This window comes from Cryobacterium sp. Sr3, assembly GCF_004402835.1.
Taxonomy (GTDB): domain Bacteria; phylum Actinomycetota; class Actinomycetes; order Actinomycetales; family Microbacteriaceae; genus Cryobacterium; species Cryobacterium sandaracinum.
Window position 1 is genome coordinate 15,657 of sequence record NZ_SOFA01000032.1, and the last position, 21,117, is coordinate 36,773.

General features: G+C 68.1%; 19 protein-coding genes and 1 pseudogene. 2 read left to right on the forward strand and 18 right to left on the reverse strand.

What is annotated here, in order from left to right:
- Positions 1–2: 2 nt before the first annotated feature.
- The 8 genes from E3N94_RS08745 to infC all read right to left on the reverse strand — a co-directional run bounded on the left by E3N94_RS08745 (position 3) and on the right by infC (position 5,649).
- Positions 3–926, reverse strand: a complete 924-nt coding sequence (locus tag E3N94_RS08745) for an amino acid ABC transporter permease (protein ID WP_104101242.1) — start codon at positions 924–926, stop codon at positions 3–5.
- The gene (locus E3N94_RS08750) at positions 923–1,570 is read right to left on the reverse strand and encodes an amino acid ABC transporter permease (protein WP_104170093.1); all 648 of its coding nucleotides are present in this window, start codon (positions 1,568–1,570) and stop codon (positions 923–925) included. The genes E3N94_RS08745 and E3N94_RS08750 overlap by 4 nt, the downstream gene beginning before the upstream one ends.
- 135 nt (positions 1,571–1,705) lie before the next feature.
- Positions 1,706–2,575, reverse strand: a complete 870-nt coding sequence (locus E3N94_RS08755; protein WP_104101238.1) for a glutamate ABC transporter substrate-binding protein — start codon at positions 2,573–2,575, stop codon at positions 1,706–1,708.
- A gap of 37 nt (positions 2,576–2,612) precedes the next feature.
- The gene (locus E3N94_RS08760; RefSeq protein ID WP_104101236.1) at positions 2,613–3,401 is read right to left on the reverse strand and encodes an amino acid ABC transporter ATP-binding protein; all 789 of its coding nucleotides are present in this window, start codon (positions 3,399–3,401) and stop codon (positions 2,613–2,615) included.
- Between the two features lie 67 nt (positions 3,402–3,468).
- Complete coding sequence (locus E3N94_RS08765; protein WP_104101233.1) at positions 3,469–4,269, reverse strand: RNA methyltransferase; 801 nt, start codon at positions 4,267–4,269, stop codon at positions 3,469–3,471.
- Positions 4,270–4,421: 152 nt separating this feature from the next.
- A complete protein-coding gene (gene rplT / locus E3N94_RS08770; protein ID WP_104101231.1) occupies positions 4,422–4,808 on the reverse strand; it encodes a 50S ribosomal protein L20 in 387 nt (128 codons plus the stop codon).
- 27 nt (positions 4,809–4,835) lie between these two features.
- Positions 4,836–5,030 carry a 50S ribosomal protein L35 gene (rpmI, locus tag E3N94_RS08775; protein WP_104101228.1) on the reverse strand — a complete coding sequence of 65 codons (195 nt, stop codon included), beginning with the start codon at positions 5,028–5,030 and terminating at the stop codon, positions 4,836–4,838.
- Positions 5,023–5,649 carry a translation initiation factor IF-3 gene (gene infC / locus E3N94_RS08780; protein WP_104101226.1) on the reverse strand — a complete coding sequence of 209 codons (627 nt, stop codon included), beginning with the start codon at positions 5,647–5,649 and terminating at the stop codon, positions 5,023–5,025. Before infC ends, rpmI begins: the two co-directional genes overlap by 8 nt.
- A gap of 286 nt (positions 5,650–5,935) precedes the next feature.
- Between infC and E3N94_RS08785 the strand changes: the two genes are divergently transcribed.
- The gene (locus E3N94_RS08785; RefSeq protein WP_104101224.1) at positions 5,936–6,283 is read left to right on the forward strand and encodes a DUF1844 domain-containing protein; all 348 of its coding nucleotides are present in this window, start codon (positions 5,936–5,938) and stop codon (positions 6,281–6,283) included.
- Between the two features lie 135 nt (positions 6,284–6,418).
- Here the strand turns inward: E3N94_RS08785 and E3N94_RS08790 are convergent, their stop codons facing one another.
- The 8 genes and pseudogenes from E3N94_RS08790 to E3N94_RS08825 form a co-directional block, all read right to left on the reverse strand.
- Positions 6,419–7,198 carry a DNA-formamidopyrimidine glycosylase family protein gene (locus E3N94_RS08790; protein ID WP_134570094.1) on the reverse strand — a complete coding sequence of 260 codons (780 nt, stop codon included), beginning with the start codon at positions 7,196–7,198 and terminating at the stop codon, positions 6,419–6,421.
- Positions 7,191–11,924, reverse strand: coding sequence for an ATP-dependent helicase (locus E3N94_RS08795; RefSeq protein WP_134570095.1), 4,734 nt, complete (start codon positions 11,922–11,924; stop codon positions 7,191–7,193). Before E3N94_RS08795 ends, E3N94_RS08790 begins: the two co-directional genes overlap by 8 nt.
- Positions 11,925–12,134: 210 nt before the next feature.
- Complete coding sequence (locus tag E3N94_RS08800) at positions 12,135–12,935, reverse strand: SseB family protein (protein WP_104101218.1); 801 nt, start codon at positions 12,933–12,935, stop codon at positions 12,135–12,137.
- On the reverse strand, positions 12,919–13,665 hold the full coding sequence (gene priA, locus E3N94_RS08805; RefSeq protein WP_134342198.1) for a bifunctional 1-(5-phosphoribosyl)-5-((5-phosphoribosylamino)methylideneamino)imidazole-4-carboxamide isomerase/phosphoribosylanthranilate isomerase PriA: 747 nt from the start codon (positions 13,663–13,665) through the stop codon (positions 12,919–12,921). The genes E3N94_RS08800 and priA overlap by 17 nt, the downstream gene beginning before the upstream one ends.
- A gap of 57 nt (positions 13,666–13,722) precedes the next feature.
- Positions 13,723–14,346, reverse strand: a pseudogene (hisH, locus tag E3N94_RS08810) (imidazole glycerol phosphate synthase subunit HisH); the annotation flags it as partial.
- 5 nt (positions 14,347–14,351) lie between these two features.
- Positions 14,352–14,975 (reverse strand): imidazoleglycerol-phosphate dehydratase HisB, encoded by a 624-nt coding sequence (gene hisB, locus E3N94_RS08815; protein WP_104101207.1) that lies wholly within the window; start codon positions 14,973–14,975, stop codon positions 14,352–14,354.
- A 26-nt stretch (positions 14,976–15,001) separates the two neighbouring features.
- The gene (locus tag E3N94_RS08820) at positions 15,002–16,081 is read right to left on the reverse strand and encodes a histidinol-phosphate transaminase (protein ID WP_104101204.1); all 1,080 of its coding nucleotides are present in this window, start codon (positions 16,079–16,081) and stop codon (positions 15,002–15,004) included.
- A 49-nt stretch (positions 16,082–16,130) separates the two neighbouring features.
- Complete coding sequence (locus E3N94_RS08825; protein ID WP_134570096.1) at positions 16,131–16,487, reverse strand: LysM peptidoglycan-binding domain-containing protein; 357 nt, start codon at positions 16,485–16,487, stop codon at positions 16,131–16,133.
- A gap of 283 nt (positions 16,488–16,770) precedes the next feature.
- Between E3N94_RS08825 and lexA the strand changes: the two genes are divergently transcribed.
- Positions 16,771–17,475 carry a transcriptional repressor LexA gene (lexA, locus tag E3N94_RS08830; protein ID WP_104101199.1) on the forward strand — a complete coding sequence of 235 codons (705 nt, stop codon included), beginning with the start codon at positions 16,771–16,773 and terminating at the stop codon, positions 17,473–17,475.
- 193 nt (positions 17,476–17,668) lie between these two features.
- On the opposite strand, the gene metE is transcribed toward lexA, so the two are convergent.
- Both metE and E3N94_RS08840 read right to left on the reverse strand, forming a co-directional pair.
- Positions 17,669–20,011, reverse strand: coding sequence for a 5-methyltetrahydropteroyltriglutamate--homocysteine S-methyltransferase (gene metE / locus E3N94_RS08835; RefSeq protein ID WP_134570097.1), 2,343 nt, complete (start codon positions 20,009–20,011; stop codon positions 17,669–17,671).
- A complete protein-coding gene (locus E3N94_RS08840) occupies positions 20,008–21,003 on the reverse strand; it encodes a methylenetetrahydrofolate reductase (RefSeq protein ID WP_104101195.1) in 996 nt (331 codons plus the stop codon). The genes metE and E3N94_RS08840 overlap by 4 nt, the downstream gene beginning before the upstream one ends.
- Between the last annotated feature and the right edge of the window lie 114 nt (positions 21,004–21,117).

Here is a 21,117-nt window from a genome sequence, read left to right on the forward strand (position 1 = left end):
CGCTAAAGCCCCCGGGCGCCCATCTGGTTGCCGAGCGCAGCGGGGTAGACCACCTCGGGATCGAGGGGCTTCTCAGGCGGCGCCTTCGTGTCCGTGGTGACGCCGCCGGACTTGGAGCCGGTGCGGCGGGCGATGACGCGGGCCAGCCAGGAGAGCAGTAGGTTCATCGTCAGGTAGATCGCGAGCACGACGAGGAAGAAGGAGAAGGAGTACCGGCTGCCGAAAAAGTTCGTCAGGTTGTACAGCCCGCTGCGGAGGAGCTCCTCGTAGCCGACCACGAACGCCAGGGACGTGTCCTTGAGGAGCACGACGAGCTGCGCGATGATGATCGGCAGCATCTGCCGGAACGCCTGCGGGAACTCGATCCGGAACCGGGTTGCCACGGGCGTGAGCCCGATGGCCAGCCCAGCCTCGCGCTGGCCGCGAGGCAGGCTTTTGATGCCGGCCCGCAGCGCCTCGCCGATGATCGCGCCGTTATAGACGGAGAGGGCGGCGACACCGGCCCAGAAGGAGCCGGTGGAGAAGACGAGGAGGATGAAAAGCATCATCAGCAGTACGGGCATGCCGCGCACGAATTCGAGCACGACCGTGGTCGGGATCCGAATCCATTTAGTATCGGAGACGCGCCCGAAGGAGAACAGTACACCGAGCACCAGGGCGAACGCGGCGGCGACGCCGGCCATTCGGAGGGTGTTCAGTGCTCCGCGGCCGAGCGTGCGCCAGACCTCGCGGTCGGCGAAGACGTCCCACCGGGAGACGTCCCAGAGGCCCGGCTGAACGGCGCCGTTGGCGCTGGTCTTGGGCGCACCCAGCGCCAGGATCAGCCAGACCAGGCCGGCGGCGATGACGAGGCCGGCCACCACGGAGAACAGCCGGGAACGGAAGATGGCCTTGGGGCCCGGAGCGTCGTAAAGCACGGAAGTCATCGGAGAACCGCCACCTTCTTCTCGACCCGACCGGCGATCAGGCCGAGCGAGATGGTGACCAGGAGGTAGAAGACTGCCACGGCGAGCAAGATCGCGAGCACCTCATCGCCGCGATCGTTGGTGATCTTGCGGGCGGCGCCGAAGAGTTCGAAGACGAAGAAGGCGCCGGCGACCGAGGTGTTCTTCGTCAGGGCGATGAACACATTGATGAGCGGCGGGATGACCATGCGCACCGCCTGGGGCATGACGACGAACGAGAGGGTCTGCGTGAAGGTCAGACCCACGCTGCGGGCGGCCTCGGCCTGACCCACGTGCACACCGTTGACGCCCGAGCGCAGGGCTTCGGCGACGAACGGCGAGGTGTAGACGGTGAGTCCGATCGTGGCGAGCACGAAGTAGCCTGGGCTGAACTGGAGGTAGGGCAGGATGTAGGCGCAGAAGAACAGCACCAGCGTGAGCGGGGTGTTGCGCACGATCTCGGTGTAGACGGTGGCGAATCCGCGCAGGGATGCGACGGGCGAGATGCGCATGGCAGCGATGATGATGCCGAACACGAGCGCTCCCGTGCCGGCCAGAAGCAGAAGGCCCAATGTATTTCTGAAGCCCTCCAGAAACAGGGGCAGGTTTTCGATGACTGCGTCCACAACTCACCTCCTCTTCTGTAGTGACTATCTGGATGTCGTGCGGGTGGGTCGTGCGGGTTCCAGGAAAAAGGTGCTGGTCGAGGCGGCCGCCTGTGCGGCGCGGCCGCCCCGATCAGCAGGTGCTGCTTTCGGCGACTAGTACCGGTCGACTGCCGGCGGGGTCGGGGTCTCGAGCACGGTACCGGCGGTCGCTTCCCAGGCTTCGGCCCACGTGCCATCCTCGTACGCCTCATCGAGCACATCGTTGATGAAGGTGCGGAACTCGGTGTCGTCCTTCTTCAGGCCGATGCCGTAGGGCTCCTTGGTGAAGGGGTTGTCGACAACCTCGAACTCACCGGCGTTCTGGTCGGCGAGGCCGGCCAGGATAACGTTGTCCGTGGTCACGGCGACAACCTCGCCGCTGCGGAGCGGGCCCAAGCAGTTGGAGTAGGTGTCGGTCGCGATCACGTTGTCGGAGTACGCGGCGATGTTCTTCTCCGACGTCGAGCCGCTCACGGTGCAGACGGGCTTGCCGGCGAGGTCCTCCGGGCCGGTGATCTTGTCGGGGTTGCCGGCGAGCACAAGCAGGTCCTGGCCGGCCTGGTAGTACGGTCCGGCGAAGTCGACGACCTCCTTGCGGGTGTCGTTGATCGTGTAGGTCGCGACGACAAGGTCAACCTGGCCGTTCTGGAGGAAGGGCTCGCGGTTGGCCGAGACGGTCTCGGTCCACTTGATCTTGTCGGCGGAGATGCCGAGTTTCGCGGCGATGAGCTTGCCGATCTCGACGTCGAAGCCGACCGGGTTGTTGTCCGGGCCCTTGAGGCCGAACAGCGGCTGGTCGAACTTGGTGCCGATGGTGATCGCCCCGGCCTCGTTCAACGCGGCCATGGAGGTGCCGGCTTCGAACTCAACCGTTTCCTCGACCGGTGCAGCCTCGGGCGTCTGAGCGGAATCGGTACATCCGCTCAACGTGAGAACGCTCGCGAGGGCAATGGCCGAAATCATTAGACCTTTAGTGAGTCTCATGGGTATCTCCTGATTGCTGTGTCGTCCTGCACACCGGTTAGTGGGCAAGTATTTTGGAGAGGAAGTCCTTCGCTCTCGAGCTCTGGGGGTTGGTGAAGAACTGCTCGGGCGTGGTCTCCTCGACGATCTCGCCCTCGGCCATGAAGATGACCCGGTCGGCGGCGCGGCGGGCGAAGCCCATCTCATGCGTGACGACGATCATGGTCATGCCGTCGTTAGCCAGGTTGATCATGACCTCGAGCACCTCGTTGATCATCTCGGGGTCGAGCGCACTGGTCGGCTCGTCGAGCAGGATGACCTTCGGGTCCATGGCGAGAGCCCGTGCGATCGCGACCCGCTGCTGCTGTCCACCGGAGAGCTGGGCGGGCATCTTCTTGGCCTGGTTGGCCACGCCGACACGCTCGAGGAGGACCATGGCCTTTTTCTCGGCCTCGGCCTTCGACAGGCCGCGCACCTTGATCGGCCCGAGGGTGACGTTCTCGAGGACGGTCTTGTGGGCAAAGAGGTTGAACGCCTGGAACACCATTCCGACGTCCGCGCGCAGCTTGGCCAGCGCCTTGCCCTCGGCCGGCAGCTTGACGCCGTCGATCGTGATGACGCCCGCGTCGATGGTCTCGAGCCGGTTGATGGCCCGGCAGAGGGTGGACTTGCCGGAGCCACTCGGCCCGATCACCACCACGACCTCGCCGCGGTTGACCACGGCGTTGATCTTCTTCAGCACGTGAAGGTCACCGTAGTGCTTGTCCACGTCACTGATCACGACGAGAGGCTCACCGCGCAACACCGTGATGTTGGACGTCGCCGGCGCAGATTCTGTAGGCTCCATGTCCCAAACCTAGGCTAGAACAGGGTTTCTCAGAACCACCAAGCCGGTGGTTACCGAGCTGTGATAATCAGCTGCGCTGAGCAAATGCGCTTTCATACAGGCAAACACTGGCGGCCGTCGCCAAGTTCATCGATTCGGCGTGACCGTAGATGGGAACAGAAATGGACCGGTCGACCACGGCGAGATCTTCGTCGGTCAGTCCGCGGGCTTCGTTGCCGAACAGCCACGCCGTCGGAGCGACCAGAAGCCCCTCGGTGCGGGCAGCGAGCAAATCAGTGCCCTTGACGTCGGCGGCGAAGATCTGCAGGCCGGCGGACCGGGCCCGTTCGCGCACGTCGGAGAGCGTCGCGCTGACGGCGACGGGGAGGTGGAAGATCGAGCCGGTCGAGGAGCGCACGACCTTCGGGTTGTACAGGTCCACGCTGCGGCCGGTGAGGATCACGGCGTCGGCGCCGGCGGCATCCGCGGCACGGATGATGGTGCCGGCGTTTCCGGGGTCGCGCACCTCTTCGAGGATGGCGATGAGCTTGGGCTCGTTGGCGAAGATGTCCTTGACCGAGGTGGGAAACTGACGGCACACCGCGATGAAACCCTGCGGCGTGACCGTGTCGGCCATCGTTTCGAGCACCTGCTCGGTGACGAATTCGAGCTCGGCGCCCACCTCTTGGGCGACCTGGGCGATCTCGGGGTGCCGCTCGAGGGCGGTGGGGGTCACGAAGAGCTCCACAACAAGGTCGGGCCGGAAGTTGAGGGCCTCGGAGACCGACTGGGGGCCTTCCAGGAGGAACAGCCCCGCCTCGGAGCGAGCGGCTCGATTCGCCAGTTTCGCGACAGCCCGCACGCGCGGAGAACGGGGATTATCTAACATGCCTCCAGCTTACTTGCCGGGGCGGGGCGGCTGTGTTCCCGCTCGGGGCACACGCGGCGACCCGGCGAACCGGCCCCGGGCACGCAAAACGGGAGCGGGCGCGGGGCCCGCTCCCGTGGAGAGTGCGTGATAGTGCTGGTGCCGGCTGACAGCTACGCGGCGACCCGGGGTGCCGACGTGTCGGCGGGCAGTGCTGCCTTGGCGCTCTCGACGATGGCCGCGAACGTGGCGGGCTCGTTGACGGCCAGCTCGGCCAGGATGCGACGGTCGACCTGAATGCCGGCCAGGGCGAGACCCTGGATCAGACGGTTGTAGGTCAGGCCGTTCGCGCGGGACGCAGCGTTGATCCGCTGGATCCACAGGCGACGGAAGTCACCCTTGCGTGCACGACGGTCACGGTAGCTATAGGTAAAGGAGTGAGTGAGCTGCTCCTTGGCCTTGGTGACCAGACGCGAGCGCTGACCGCGGTAACCCTTGGCGCGCTCGAGAATAACGCGACGGCTCTTATGGGCGTTTACGGCCCTCTTGACTCTTGCCATTTTCTTAGTTCCTTACGGGGTACGGGTCTAGCGACCGAGAAGCTTCTTGATGACCTTGGTGTCGGCCTTGGCCAGCACCTGGTCGTGGTTCAGGCGGGACTTGCGCTGGGTGCTCTTGACCTCGAGGTTGTGGCGCAGGCCGGCCTGCTGCTTCATGATCTTGCCGGAACCGGTGACCTTGAAGCGTTTCTTCGTCCCGGAGTGGGTCTTCATCTTAGGCATCTTTTTCCTCCAGTTTCGCTGCCTTATCAGCAACTTTGTCAGCCTTGTCGGCAACCTTTTCTGCCCGATCGGCAGCCTTGTGTGCGTTGATCTCGGCCTTGGCTTCCGCTTTGTTCTTCAGCGGGCCAACGACCATGACCATGTTTCGACCGTCAATGGTCGGGCTCGATTCCACGGAACCGAACTCGGCGACATCCTCGGCAAATTTTTGGAGCAGACGTACGCCCTGGTCGGGACGGGACTGTTCGCGGCCACGGAACAGAATCATGGCCTTGACCTTGTCACCGGCCTTCAGGAAGCCCTCGGCGCGCTTGCGCTTGGTCTCGTAGTCGTGCTTATCAATCTTGAGACGGAAACGAACCTCTTTCAGGATCGTGTTCGCCTGGTTGCGCCGGGCCTCCTTGGCCTTCTGCGCAGCTTCGTACTTGAACTTGCCGTAGTCCATGATCTTGGCAACGGGCGGCTTCGAGGTCGGTGCAACCTCGACGAGGTCAAGATCGGCCTCCTGTGCAAGGCGCAGCGCAACATCGATGGCCACGACCCCAACCTGCTCGCCGTTAGGACCAACGAGACGGACTTCGGGGACGCGGATACGGTCATTTGTACGGGGATCGCTGATGCGTCTCTCCTCTTCTCATGCATCGTGGCTACAGCCAGGAGACGGATGTCGCCCGGAGACGAAGAGAGGAAAAACGCGTCTGGATTGTCGGAGAAAACTGCCCGAATACCACAGACGACACCCTGTCTACCCACGCGGAGCGGATTCCTGTTGGAGTACAGCGCCGCGAAGGCGGAGTGCAACTACCCGGTAACCTAGATGAAGCGGTATGCGCGGGTGGGAGATTATCCACTTTCGTACCGAGACTTGCATCTCGGAGCCCGGTCGAGTCTAACAGAGGAATGCAGTGACCAACAGCAACGAGCAGGATGCAGCCCAGGCAACACGCGATATCGCCGACGTGCCGGCCGTGGAGATCATCACGACGGCATCCGTTCACCTGATGAGCGCCGCCGCGGTCAAGGTCGGCCTGGCCGACGACCCGGAGAACCAGACCGACCTCGACGAGGCGCGCAAGCTGATCACGGCCCTCGCCGGCCTGATCACCGCCGCGGCCCCCGACATCGCCGACATGCACGCGCGCAGCCTGCGCGACGGTCTGCGATCGCTGCAGCTGGCCTTCCGGGAGGCCTCGGCCATCCCCGACGCGATCGGCCAGGGTCCGGGAGAAAAGTTCACCGGGCCGGTCAACTAGGGACGAACAGCCGGCTCGGATGGGTCGCGGTGCGGCTCCCTGAAGTGACCTAGCACCGTGGAAAACCCCGTCGACTCCGGCGGGGGTTTCTGTGGTCGCATTGGTTCGGGCCAGAGCCGCTACGGGGCCACGACCTCAGGTCTGGCAGCGCGGGCACCAGTAGGTGACCCGCAATTCGAGCTCGGTGCGGCCGAGCCGGCCCTGCTCGACCGCGGTACCGCAGCGCCTGCAGGGCTGGCCGGCGCGGCCGTAGACCCAGCTCTGCATGCCGCGCCGGGCATTGCCGGTCGTGATCCGCTCCGTGCGGTCACGGTTCGCCAGGATCAGGCGGCGGGCGAGGGCGACGAGGCCCAGGACATCCGTCACCTCGGCCACCGGCCGGGACGGCAGCAGGCCGCGAAGAAAACCCAGCTCGTTCACGTAAACGTTGCCGAGCCCGGCGAGGTTGCCCTGGTCGGCGAGCGCCACCGCGATGGGTTGCGCGGGACGTGATTCGAGGCGACGCACGGCTTCGGCCGCATCCCAGTCGGGGCCGAGGAGGTCAGGTCCGAGGTAGTCGAGGAGCGCGGCCTCCTGATTGAGCGGCACCACCTCGAACAGCCCGAGTTCGAAGCCCACAGCCACCCACTCCACCGTCTCGAGAACGATGCGCGCCTGGAACGCGGGGCGGCGCCAGGCGCTCCCATGACGGTAGAGGTGCCACGACCCCTCCATTTTCAGGTGAGAGTGGATGCTGGCCTCCCCTACGCGCATCAGCAGGTGCTTCCCGCGACTGAGAACCTCGTGCACGGTCTGCCCGGTCAGGTCGACGGTGGCGAACGCCGGCACCCGCACGTCGCAGCGGGTGAGCCGGGCTCCGTGCAGGGCCTGGTCGAGGTTCCACGCGGTGCGGTAGACGGTGTCACCCTCAGGCATGCAGCTTCACTCCCCGCGGGGTTACGCCGAATCCGGCCGCGAGCAGGGCGGTGCCCACCGCTGTTCCGATCACGAACACGCCGTTGACGGTCTCCACGCCGAGCTTCGGAACCCGCCCAGCGGTGACCGTGCCGGCAAGGGTCGCCGCGGCGAGGGTCAGGACCGCAGTCGGTCCGCCATTTTCGACGGCGGGTTCACGGTTCCCGTCGGCACGGTTCCCGTCGGCACCGTTCCCGTCGGCACCGTTCCCGGCCGCTTTGTTCCCGGCCGCTCCGTCGAACGCGAGCACGGTCTTGCCGCCGCGTTCGACGTAGAGCACCAGGGCCCCGTCGACGAGCACGACCAGCGCGCCGGCCTTCCGTCCGGGGCGGTGCCCGGTGCCCTCGGGCAGCGGAGGCCAGGGCAGCACCGAGCCGTAGGGGTTCGCCGGGTCGGTGGCGGCGAGGGTGATCGCCACCGGTTCCGGATGCTGTGCCTCGGCGACGTAGGAGCGCAGCCGGTCGATCGTGCCGACCGTGGCGAACTGGGCGGCCCCGAGACCCTCGATGAAGTAGCCGCGCCGGCACCGCCCCATCTCCTCGAAGCCGCTGAGGGTGCGGTAGACGAGGGCGAAGCCGCCCGTCACGCCCTCCCCCATCACCGCGCCCCGGGTGACGACGCCGTAGCGTTCGAGCAGGGTCTCGCCAAGGGCGTGCGCCCGACGGGTGGGCGAGTCATCGGCGACCGGAACGATCGACCAGCGCCCGGATACGGTCGGTGGCCCGGTGCGGGACGGGAGGGTGCCACGCGCGGGGATGCGGCCGCCGTGCAGCCGGGCTCGCGGGGCGGCCCGGCGGGTGCTGTGCGCCGCGCGCCCGCCGGAGAGCAGGGCGCGTACGGGGGCGAAGGTGTCGTTGCCCACCAGTCCCGCCCAGACCAGGTCCCAGAGGGCGGCGGCGAGGCCGGCGTCGTCCTGGCTGCCGACGGCATCCGCGAGTTGACGGAAGAAGAAGGCCCCGCCGCCGGCCAGGGTGGTCAGAATTTCCTGCTGGAGCGCAGTGGTCTCCAGCGGGGTGGGCAGCGGCAGGGTGAGCGGCGCCGTGTCGCGCAGGTGCATGCTGATCCAGCCGTCGTTGCCGGCCAGCGTGCCGGCGCCGGCCCAGAGCACCTCGCCCGTGTTGGTGAGCTCGTCGAGCATGCCCGGCCGGTAGTCTGCGACGCGGGAGGGCAGCACAAGCGTCTCCCAGGCGGATGCCGGGATGCGCGCCCCCTCCAACTGTTCGATCACGGATGCGACCCCGTCGATCCCGCGCAGGCGCCCGCCCACATGCTGCCAGGCCGGCAGGAACCGGCCCATTGTGACCTGGTCGACCGGCTCGACCTCGTGCCGGAGCGCGGCCAGGGAGCGGCGGCGGAGGCGCCTCAGCACCTCGGCGTCGCACCACTCGCTGCCGGTGCCGTGCGGCCGGAACTCGCCCTCAAGGAGGCGGCGGGCCCCGGCCAGCCGCCGGAGGGCGACGAGCGCCACGGCCGGACCGAGCCCGAAGCGCGCGGCCACGTCGGTGAGAGTGAACGGGCCGTGGGTGCGGGCGTACCGGCTGACCAGGTCGCCGAGCGGGTCCGGCACCGGCTCGGTGAACACGGCCGGGACCCCCTGCGGCAGGGGGACGCCGAGGGCGTCGCGAAGCCGGGCGGCGTCTTCGATGGCCGCCCACCACTGCTGCCCGGCGAAACCGACCGGGATGATGCGCCGGGCGTCGAAAAGCACCTGCAGGCCCTCGGCGGCGCCCGGTGACACGGCGGGGTCGAGGCGGGCGGCCACCTCCGCCGTGGTGAGCGGTCCGAGGCCGCGGAGCAGGTCGGCGATGCCCTCGACTCCGCGCGCCTTCCGGTCGGCCGGCAGCCGCTGCAGTTCCAGGTCGGTCTGCTCGATCACGGCCGGGTCGAGCAGCTCGCGCAGCTCCACCCGACCGAGCAACTCGGCCAGCAGGCTGGAATCGAGCGAGAGGGCGGTGGCGCGCCGCTCGGCGAGCGGGGAATCTCCCTCGTACATGAACGCGGCCACGTAGCCGAAGAGGAGGGTGCTCGCGAACGGGCTCGCGGCATCCGTCTGGGTCTCGACCAGGCGCAGGGCGCGACTGTCGATGCGGCGGGTGAGGGCCAAGAGGGCGGGCAGGTCGTAGACGTCCTGCAGGCACTCGCGCACGGTTTCGAGGATGATCGGGAAGGTCGGGAAGGTGCGGGCCACGTCGAGCAGCTGCGCGGCCTTCTGGCGCTGCTGCCAGAGCGGTGACCGCCGGCCCGGGTTGTAGCGCGGGAGCAGCAGTGCCCGCGCGGCGCACTCGCGGAACCGGGCGGCGAACAGGGCCGACCCGCCGACTTCGTCGGTGACCATCTGTTCGAGCTCGGTCGGGTCGAAGACGAAGAGGGAGCTTCCGGGTGGGTCGGACTCGGTGTCGGGGATGCGCACGACGATGCCGTCGTCACTGGCCACGCAGGCCCCGTCGAGACCGTAGCGCTCCCGCACCCGGGCGCCCACGGCGAGGGCCCAGGGCGCGTGCACCTGCAGGCCGAACGGGGAGTGCAGCACCACCCGCCAGTCGCCGAGCTCGTCTCGGAACCGCTCGACGAGGAGGGTGCGGTCGGTCGGGACCTGACCGGTCGCGGCGCGCTGCTCGGCGAGGAAGGTCAGGAGGTTGTCAACGGCCCGCTCGTCGAGGCCGCCGGCCCGGCAGCGTACCCGGGCCTCCGCGTCGGGGAGCGCCGAGACCTCGCGCAGGAACGCGCCGATCGCCTCACCGAGCTCGGCCGGCCGGCCGAGGCCGTCGCCCTTCCAGAACGGCAGCCGCCCCGGTTCACCGAAGGCGGGCAGCACGAGCACCCGGTCGTGGGTGATCTCCTGGATACGCCAGCTCGTCGTGCCGAGGGCGAAAACGTCGCCGACCCGGGACTCGTAGACCATCTCCTCGTCGAGCTCCCCCACCCGGCGGCCGGTGGCCTGGTCGCCGCCGACCATGAAGACGCCGAATAGGCCGCGGTCGGGGATCGTGCCGCCGCTGGTCACCGCGAGCCGTTGCGCGCCCGGGCGCCCGGTGAGGATGCCCGTCTCCCGGTCCCAGACGATGCGGGGGCGCAGCTCGGCGAACTGGTCGGAGGGATACCGACCGGCAAGCAGGTCGAGGGTGGCCTCGTAGGCCGACCGCGGGAGGGCGTGGAAGGGGGCGCTGCGGCGCACGGTGTCGAACCACTCCTCCGCGTGGATGGGTTCGAGGGCGGTTGCCGCCACGGTCTGCTGGGCGAGGATGTCGAGTGGGTTGGACGGCACCTGCAGGGATTCGATCAGGCCGGCGGCCATGCGCTCGGCGGCGACGGCCGCGTGGATGAGATCGGCCCGGTGCTTGGGGAAGATCACGCCCCGGGAGACCTCGCCCACCTGGTGCCCGGCCCGGCCGATTCGCTGCAGCCCGCTGGCCACGGACGGCGGCGACTCCACCTGCACGACCAGGTCGACGGCGCCCATGTCGATGCCGAGTTCGAGGCTGGACGTCGCCACCACGCAGCGCAGCCGCCCGGCTTTCAGGTCGTCTTCGATCAGTGCGCGCTGCTCCTTGCTGACGGACCCGTGGTGGGCGCGGGCAAGCAGCGGCTCGGCCCCGGCGCTCTGGCCGCTGGCGCCCATGAGCGCGGCCGGCGGGCCGGGTGCCGCAGTGCCGACGGGCGCGAGGGCAGGCATCCGCTCGGTCATCACGGCCGGTATCGCGGCGGGCACGAGCTCGTCCTCGAGGCGTTGGGCATAGATCTCGTTGAAGCGCGCGGTCAGCCGTTCGGCCAGACGGCGGGAGTTGGCGAACACGATCGAGGAGGTGTGCGCCAGCACCTCGTCGACGATTGCCTCTTCCACATGCGGCCAGATGGACCCGGTCTGTGGGGCGGCGGCGGCCGTCGAACCCTCCCGCACCGGTGCCGGGCCGACCTGGCTCATGTCGTCGACGGGAACGACCACGCTGAGGTCGAATCGTTTGGTCGACACCGGTGCGACGATCTCCACCGGTGCGGACCCTCCGAGGAACCGGGCGACCTCGGCGGCCGGTCGCACGGTAGCCGACAGTCCGATGCGCTGGGCCGGGCGGGTGAGCAGGTCGTCGAGCCGTTCCAGTGAGACGGCCAGGTGCGCGCCGCGCTTGCTCGCCGCGACCGCGTGCACCTCGTCGATGATGACCGTGTCCACGGCGCGCAACGATTCCCGCGCCGCCGAGGTGAGCATGAGGAACAGCGATTCTGGCGTGGTGATCAGGATGTCCGGCGGCGTTTTGACCAAGCTTCGGCGTTCCGTGGCCGGAGTGTCCCCCGACCGCACGCCGACGGTCACCCGGGGCGGGGCGAACCCGAGACGCTCGGCAGCCTGGACGATGCCCACCAGCGGGGCCCGCAGATTGCGTTCCACGTCGACGCCGAGCGCCTTGAGCGGCGAGATGTAGAGCACGCGGGTTCCCGGCGCGGTGACCCGGTCAGGACGCGCCGAGGCTTCCGAGACATCTGCGGCCTCTGCAGTATCCGCGGCCAGGCGGTCGATGGCCCAGAGGAACGCGGCGAGGGTCTTACCTGACCCGGTGGGGGCCACCACCAGCGCGTGCGAGCCCCGAGAGATGGCGTCCCACGCCCCGAGCTGGGCCTCGGTGGGTGCGGCGAAGGCCTGCGCGAACCAGGCGCGGGTGGCCGGGGTGAATCGGTGCAGAACCTCGTTCATACGACTATCCTCGCCGATCCGCCTGAGCCGGGCCACTCGAACCAATTCGACGGAGATTCTGAGCTAAAACGGGCTTTCCCGGACATCCAGGACCGATTTTGCCACAATCTCCGTCGAATTCGTTCGTGGCGGAGGCGGGGGCGCGGGCGGAACGCGGAGCGCGGGGCCCGGAACCCGGAACCCGGAACCGCCGACGATGGAAGAGGCCGCCTAGGCGGAGGGCAGCAGCTGCACGGTGAGGGAGTCCACCTGGGTGGCGATGACGTCGCTCGATGACCAGCGAGCCGCGAGCCGGGCGAGGGTCGCGTCGAGCTCGATGCGGGTCAGGCCGTCCACGAGCTCGAGACGCACAATTAGTTCCGGTCCGGCGAGGCGGGCGGCCGGGTCGCCGGGGGCCAGCTCAACCCCGAGCACACTCAGTTCGGTGGACACGGAGTCGGCAAAGGCATCCGCGACGTCGCGACTGGCATAGCTGGGGGTCCAGGGCAGGGACTGGGCGATGGCCCACAGGGCCGGGCGCCGCACCACGAACTCGGTGGGCGCGGTCGGATCGAGCACGACCAGATCGGTGTTCTCCTGAGCCGCGGCCAGCGCGACGCGCACGCCGTCGGCCGGGACCGGCCGGGCCTGCGTGTTCCACGCCGTCATCGCCGCGACCGAGGAGAACACGGGAAGCACCGTGCGGCCGTCGGGCCCGGCCACGGTGATGATCGACAGTTCCTGGGTCTTGTCGACGCGGAGGCCGGCCTCGGTGGTGCCCGATTGGCCGAGTTCGGTCACCAGGGGAACGAGCAGCCGTGAGCCACGGATGGCGTCGACCACCGTCTCTTCGCCGGCCTCCCGAGCCTGGAAGCGGCGCACGGCCGCCAGCAGCGGCTCGGGCGCGAGCCCGTCGTCGTCGCTGTGCATGTTGGGCTCAAACTGTCGTCCCTCCCACGGTTGCCCGGCGGAGTCGCCCCCTCCGGGTCCGCCGGGAAGGCCGGTGGAGCCGAGGTTACGCGCCCGCGACATCCAGCGCCTCGCTCAGGGTGAACGCCCCCGCGTAGAGGGCTTTTCCGACGATCGCGCCCTCGAGTCCGAGCGGTACAAGTTCGCGCAATGCGCGGAGGTCGTCGAGGCTGGAGATGCCGCCGGAGGCGACGACCGGTCGGTCAGTGCGCTCCATCATCTGGCGGAGCAGGTCGATGTTGGGGCCTTGCAGCGTGCCGTCCTTGGTCACATCGGTGACGACGTAGCGCGAGCAGCCAGCCTCCTCGAGACGGGCGAGCACCTCCCAGAGGTCCCCTCCCTCCCTGGTCCAGCCGCGGGCGGCGAGGGTGGTTCCGCGCACGTCGAGCCCGACGGCGACGGCGTCCCCGTGCCGGGCGATGACCTGCGCCGCCCACTCCGGGTTCTCCAGTGCCGCGGTGCCCAGGTTGATCCGGCTGACGCCCGCGTTCAGGGCCGCGTCCAGCGACGCGTCGTCGCGGATCCCGCCGGAGAGCTCGATCTTCACGCCCGTGACCTCGCGGATCACAGTGCGGATGACATCCGTGTTGTTGCCGCGACCGAAGGCCGCGTCGAGGTCGACGAGGTGGATCCACTCGGCGCCCTGGCGGGCCCAGTCAAGTGCCGCGTCGACGGGGTCGCCGTAGTTGGTCTCGGTGCCGGCTTCGCCCTGGGTCAAGCGAACGGCCTTGCCGTCGGCCACATCCACGGCGGGCAGCAGAACGAGACGGAGGGAAGGGGTATGCACAGTCATGGGTGTCCTCGGTTGGGAATGGTCGCGGCGACCGGGTCAGTCAGGGAAAAGTCAAGGTCAGTTCTTGACTGTGCCGAGCCAGTTATGGAGCAGACGGATGCCTGCCTCACCGGATTTCTCCGGGTGGAACTGGGTGGCGGTAAGCGGTCCGTTCTCGATGGCGGCCAGGAAAGGTTGTCCGTGCTCGGACCAGGTGAGAATCGGTTTCGGGAACGGCGGCATGACGTCGAGGGACCATTCCTGGGCTGCGTAGGAGTGCACGAAGTAGAAGCGCTCCTGCTCGAGGCCATGGAACAGCGTCGAGCCCTCCCCCGGCGTGACCGTGTCCCAGCCCATGTGCGGCAGCACCGGCGCCGTCAGCTGCGTCACGGTGCCGGGCCATTCGCCCAGCCCCTCCGTGTCCACGCCGCGTTCGACGCCGTGCTCGAACATGATCTGCATGCCCACGCAGATGCCCAGCACCGGGCGTCCGCCCGCGATCCGGCGGTCGATGATCTCGTCGCCGTGCACCGCCTTCAGAGCCTGCATGACGGCGCTGAACGCGCCCACGCCGGGCACGACGAGCCCGTCGGCCTCAAGCGCCTGACGGCGGTCGCCGGTCAGCGTCACCTCGGCCCCGGCGAGTTCGAGTGCCTTGACGGCGGAGTGCACGTTTCCGGTGCCGTAGTCGAAGACAACGACGCTGGTCACAGCGCACCCTTGGTCGAGGGGACGCCGGACACCAGCGGGTCGAGCGCCTTCGCCTGGCGGAACGCGCGGGCGAACGCCTTGAATTCGGCTTCGGCGATGTGGTGCGGGTCGCGGCCGCCCTGCACGGTGACGTGCACCGTGAGGCCGCCGTTGAAGGCGATAGCCTCAAACACGTGGCGCACCATGGAGCCGGTGAAGTGGCCGCCGATCAGGTGGAACTCGAAACCGGCCGGCTCGCCCTGGTGCACGAGGTAGGGGCGCCCGGAAATGTCGACGACGGCCTGTACGAGGGCCTCGTCGAGCGGCACGACGGCGTCACCGTAGCGGGAGATGCCGGATTTGTCCCCGAGAGCCTGCTTGATCGCCTGGCCGAGCAAGATGCCGACGTCCTCGACTGTGTGGTGCACATCGATCTCGATATCGCCGCGGGCGCGCACGGTGAGGTCGGTCAACGAGTGTTTCGCGAAGGCCGTGAGCAGGTGATCGAAGAACGGGACCGACGTCTGGATGTCCGACTCACCGGTGCCGTCGAGATTGAGCGACAGGTCGATGCTCGACTCGCTGGTCTCGCGCTGCAGGTGGGCGAAACGGGGCGAGGTGGTCGCGAAAGAGAAGCTCATACGACTAGTTTATTGGCCCGCGCCGTTCACGGCCGCCCAAGCGCCTCGAGGGCGTCGAGGAACGCCGTGGTCTCGGCCTCGGTGCCGGCGCTGACCCGCAGGTGGCCCGGGATGCCGACGTCGCGCACAAGGATGCCTTCCGCCAGCAGCGCCTCGAAGGTGGCCCGAGGGTCCTCAACGCCGCCGAACAGCACGAAGTTACTCGCACTGCGCAGCGGAGTGTAGCCAAGCCGGGCCAGTTCGCTCACGATGCGGTCCCGCTGCCCGCGGATGTCGTCGACCATGGCAAGCATCGCGGGCGTGTGGACGAGCGCGGCGACCGCGGCAGCCTGGGTGAGCGCGGACAGGTGGTAGGGCAGACGAACCAGGCGGAGGGCATCCGTCACGGCGGGATCGGCGGCCAGATAGCCGACGCGCACACCGGCGAAGGCGAACGCCTTGCTCATGGTGCGGGACACCAGCAGGCGCTCCCGGCCGGGAAGCAGGCTCAGGGCGGTTGGCGCGTCATCCGTCCCGAACTCGGCGTACGCCTCGTCGACGACAACGATGCCGTCGCTCGCATCGTAGACGGCCGCGATCGTTTCCAGGGACAGGGGCGTGCCGGTGGGGTTGTTCGGCGAGCAGAGGAAGACGAGGTCAGGGGCAACCCGGTCGACCCACTCGAGCGCCGTGGCCGGGGAGAGTTCGAACTTTGCGTCACGACCGCCCGCGATCCAGCGGGTGCCGGTGCCGGAGGCCAGCAGAGGGTACATGGAGTAGGTCGGCGCGAAGCCGAGCACGGACCGACCCGGGCCGCCGAAGGCCTGCAGCACCTGCTGAAGAACCTCGTTGGAACCGTTGGCGGCCCAGATGTTCTTTCGGGTGAGGCCGTGACCGAGATAACGGGCGAGGGAATCCCGCAGCTCGGTGAACTCCCGATCGGGGTATCGGTTCACGGTCGTGACCGCCACGGCCAACGCCGCCACGATGTCCTGCGCCACCTCAGCCGGGATGCCGTGGGTGTTCTCGTTCACGTTGAGAGCCACCGGCACGTGCAACTGCGGCGCCCCATAGGGAGTGAGTCCGCGCAGATTATCGCGAAGGGGCAGATCGTTGAGACTGGTCACTCCCCCAATATTACCGGGGTGAGACCGGCGGGGGCTCGCCGCGGGTAGTTCACAGGTCGTTCGGAAGCGCCAGCCGCTGACCGGGCTGCACGCTGTCGGACGGCAGCTGATTGAGGCTCACAATCTCGGCGATCACCTCGCGCGGATCGGACGTGGGCGCGATTGTCTCGGCAAGTTGCCAGAGCGACTGCCCCGACTTGATGGTGACGTAGTCGAAGGCCGAGGCCACGTGAGCGACGGTCGAGTTCTCGGCGGCGGCGATGCCTCCGTTGAGGGCGACGGCCAGGGCCACGGCCACGAGCGGAAAGGCAGCCAGGGACGTGAAAACGATGCGACCGCGCCGGGTGAGTCGGAGCCGGGTGCGTCCGGTCGCGATGGGGGCGCCTCGTTCAAGTGCAGTGCTCATGTGATACCTCCTGTGAGAAGACGCATCCGACTCTCGGCCGGGAGAGCCGGATGCGAACTTATGTTCCGAATGTATATTCGATTATTCGAACAATCAAGCTTTATTCGGTAGTTTCTGCAATATTTATTCCGACCCACTCGAATACATGTTTGTTTAATGAGCTCAACGCGGATACAGTTTCGATTGTTGATTGACACTCAATCAGGCACCCCCGACATTCGCGTGAATCGGCGGCATTCGCTGCTTGCTGCCAGCGCATCAATCAAAACGAGGAGCGACGAACGTGGCACAGAACACCAGCGGTCCCCGCGACAAGGGCGGCACCAGACGGCGCAAGAGCCTCAGCGAGAAGCAGCTCGCCATCCTCGACGTCATCCAGCGCTCGGTCAGCCAACGCGGCTATCCGCCGAGCATGCGCGAGATCGGCGACGCCGTCGGCCTGTCGTCACTGTCGAGCGTCACCCACCAGCTCAACCAGCTGGAACTGAGCGGTTACCTCCGCCGAGACCCGAACCGTCCCCGAGCACTGGAGGTGCTCATCGAGATTCCGCAGTCGCCCGAAGACACGACGGCCGGAGCCTCGGAAAGTTTCCACACCGGAGTGCAGGTCGGCGACGCCGCCATGGTTCCGCTCGTCGGTCGCATCGCCGCCGGCATCCCGATCACCGCCGAACAGCAGATCGACGAGATTTTCCCGCTACCCCGCCAGCTGGTGGGCAAGGGCGATCTGTTCATGCTCAAGGTGTCGGGCGAATCGATGATCGACGCCGCCATAATGGACGGCGACTGGGTCGTCGTGCGGCAGCAGAAGACCGCCGAAAACGGTGAAATCGTTGCAGCCATGCTCGACAACGAGGCAACCGTCAAGGTCTTCCGCCAGCGCGACGGGCACACCTGGCTACTGCCCCGCAACACCAACTTCGAACCCATCGTCGGCGATCACGCCGAGATTCTGGGGAAGGTTGTGGCAGTGCTGCGGTCGGTTTAGGGCATCAGCACTCAAGCACATCAGCATTTCAGGCCGACTCTTGGTCTCGACGGTTTCGACCAGCGTCGTGGAGACGCGCGCGTGTTGAGTCACCATGGTTATTTCGGTCGGGTCTTGTGAGCCGGGTCTTGTGGGCCGGGCACGAACACTGTTCTTGGTGTCGTGCCCGGCTTTTGTGTGGGTGGAGGCGGGGTCAGGCGGAGACGGAGGAGGTCAGGCGGGCGCGGAGGATGCGGGTGGCGGCGAGCATGTTGTGCAGGGACTGGACGGTTTCGGTGTAGCCGCGGGTTTTGAGGCCGCAGTCGGGGTTCACCCAGAGCCGGGTGGCCGGGATGGCCGCCGCGGCGCGCTCGAGCAGGTCGGTGAGTTCGGACACGCTCGGCACACGCGGCGAGTGGATGTCCCACACTCCCGGGCCGATACCGTGGTCGAAGCCCTGGGACCGGATATCGCCCACCACCTCCATGCGAGAGCGTGCCGCCTCGATGCTGGTCACATCGGCGTCCAGGTTGCGGATCGCGTCGATGACCACCCCGAACTCCGAGTAGCAGAGGTGGGTGTGGATCTGGGTGGCCGCGGCCGCACCGGCCGTCGCCAGGCGGAAGGACCCCACCGACCAGTCGAGGTATTCCGCCTGGTCCTTCTGCTTCAACGGCAGCAGCTCCCGCAGCGCGGGCTCGTCGACCTGGACGATCTGAATGCCGGCCGACTCCAGGTCGGCGATCTCGTCCCGGAGGGCCAGGGCCACCTGCCTGGCCGTCTCGCCCAGCGGCTGGTCGTCGCGCACGAACGACCACGCGAGGATCGTGACCGGACCGGTGAGCATCCCCTTGACGGGCTTGGGCGTCAGCCCCTGCGTGAACGCCGACCACTCGACCGTGATGGGCCGCGGCCGGGACACGTCACCCCAGAGGATCGACGGGCGCACACACCGGCTGCCATAGGACTGCACCCAGCCGTTCTCGGTGACCGCGAAGCCGTCCAGGTTCTCGGCGAAGTACTGCACCATGTCGTTGCGTTCCGGCTCCCCGTGCACGATCACGTCGAGGCCGATGTCTTCCTGCAGCGAGACGACCCGACGGATTTCGGCGCGCATCAGGTCCCGGTAGTCCGCGGTGCTCAGCACCCCCCGTACCAGCTGCGCCCTGGCCCGACGGATGTCCCCGGTCTGCGGGAAGGATCCGATCGTGGTCGTCGGCAGGAACGGCAGCCCGAGGGCCATCTCCTGGGCTGCCACTCGGGCTGCGTAGGCGCCCCGGGTGAAGTCGCCCGGAGCGAGCGCGTCGGCGCGCACCCGAACGGCGCCATCGTGGACTCCGGGAGCCACCCCCCGCGCGTCGAGGGCCGCGGAGGCCGCAGAGAGGTCGATCTCGATGGCACGGCGACCCAGACTGAGGCCGCGGGCGAGTGTGGCAACCTGCGCGACCTTCTGATCCGCAAAGGCCAGCCAGGTCTTCAGGTCGTCGTCCAGCGCCGATTCGTCGTCGACGTCGTGGGGAACGTGCAGCAGCGAGGTAGAGGTGGAAACCGAGATCCGCGGCGAGAGGCGGACCAGGCCGGCCGCCGTGTCGAAGGCGGCGGCCAGGTCGCCGCGCCAGATATTGTGGCCGTCAATGACGCCAGCCACGAGAGTGGTCGTGTCGAGTCCGGGGGTCTCCGCCGGCACGCTTCCCCGCACGAGGTCAAGCCCGATGGCTTCCACCGGGGTGATGGCAAGAACGGGTAGGGCGTCGTCGAGGCTGCCGTACGGCGCGGCGACAAACAGGGCCGGACGCTCGGCGACGGCGCCGAGGGTGTTGTAGGCGAAGCGGAGGCCGGCGAGGGCATCCGTTCTCGGGATGTCGATGCTCTCGCTGACCAGGGCAGGCTCGTCGAGCTGCACCCATTCGGCTCCAGCGGCGCGCAGCCGCTGCAGGAGGGCGGCGTAGACCGGCACAAGGTCGTCGAGGCGGTCAAGCGGACTGAATCCGGCCGGGGCCTCGTCGCTGGGCTTGCTCAGCAGCAGGAAGGTGACCGGGCCGACGATGACGGGCCGGGTCAGGAATCCGGCCGCCTTCGCCTCCTCGAACTCGCGCACCAGGCGGGTGCCGGCGAGGGTGAACTCGGTCTCGGGGCCGATCTCCGGCACCAGGTAGTGGTAGTTGGTGTCGAACCATTTGGTCATCTCCAGCGGCGGATTCTCCCCTTCGCCGCGGGCGAGGGTGAAGTAGCCGGCCAGGTCGAGGTGGCCGTCCGCGCCCCGCAGATGCGCGAACCGGGCGGGGACGGCGCTCACCGTGCTCAGGGCATCCAACATCTGGTCGTAGTAGGAGAAGGATTCCGGGATGGACGAGTCGTCCCGGCCGAGTCCCAGCTGCACGAGGCGCTTCCTGGTGCTCTGGCGCAGGGCGGCCGCGGTCGCTTCGAGCTCGTCGGCGCTGACCGATCCGGCCCAGAACGCTTCGACGGCCTTCTTCAGTTGGCGGCGCGGCCCGATGCGCGGGTAGCCCAGGATGGTGCCGGCGGGAAAGGCGGGAAAGGCGGAAGTGTGGGTCATGAGTTCTCCTTGACGGGGTGAGGGGCAGGCAGTGCGGAAGCAGGCAGGGTGGGGGTGAGCAGACCGCAGCCGTCGAGCACGGCGAGCACGGTCTCGTGCTGGTTGAAGGCGTAGAGGTGCAGCCCGGGGGCACCGCCGGCGATGAGTTGCCGGGCCAGTTCGGTGGCCTGACGGATGCCGATCTCACGCTGGCCTTCCTTCGTCGGCTCCACCTCGAGCGCGATCGCCAGCTCGGACGGCAGTTCCTCGCCGGACAACTCGAGGATGCGGCGCAGGCGGGCCGGGCTCGTGACCGGCATGATCCCGGGCAGGATCGGGAATTCGACCCCGGCGGCACGGGCTCGCAGGATGAAGCTGAGGTAGTGGTCGGCGTGAAAGAAGAGTTGCGTGATCGCCAGGTTGGCGCCGGCGGCCTGCTTGGCCAGGAGCGCGTCGATGTCCTGGGTGGCCGACCGGGAGCGCGGGTGGCCGTTCGGGAAGGCGGCCACGGCGATGCGTACCTTCTCCCGTTCCCGCTTGATCGTGCGGGCGGCAGGGAGTCCCGGGATCACGGCCTCGCGGTACGGCACCCGCTCGGCCTGCACCCGGTGGATCAGCTGCACCAGTTCCGCGGCGCTGCCCAGGTCGCCGAGGAAGGCCTCACCCTCCCGAATGCCTTCCGGCGGGTCGCCACGCAGGGCCAGGAAGCTCCGCACCCCGGCGTCCAGAAACTCCCGGATCAGCTGGCTCGATTCCGCGTTGGACGAGCCCACGCAGGTGAGGTGGGCCAGCGGGTCCACGGTGGTGGTGCGCAGGATGTGGGTGAGCACGTCCAGGGAGGAGCGCCGGGAGGAGCCGTTCGCACCGTAGGTGACCGAAATGAATTCCGGGCCGGCCGCGGCCAGCCGCTCGATAGTGGCGTGCAGCACGGAGGTGGCAGCATCCGATGTGGGCGGATACAACTCGAATGAGAACGGGATTTTCCGGCATGCAGGATCCGAGGTGTGGGGCATTGCTCCTCATTCGACAGTTGCCAGTGTCAGTCACCGGGGGCCGGGCGACCGCGGACCGCCCGGCAAGCCAGGCGGGCGTTCGCGGGCGGGTGCCGGGCTCGGCTGTCGCTCCAT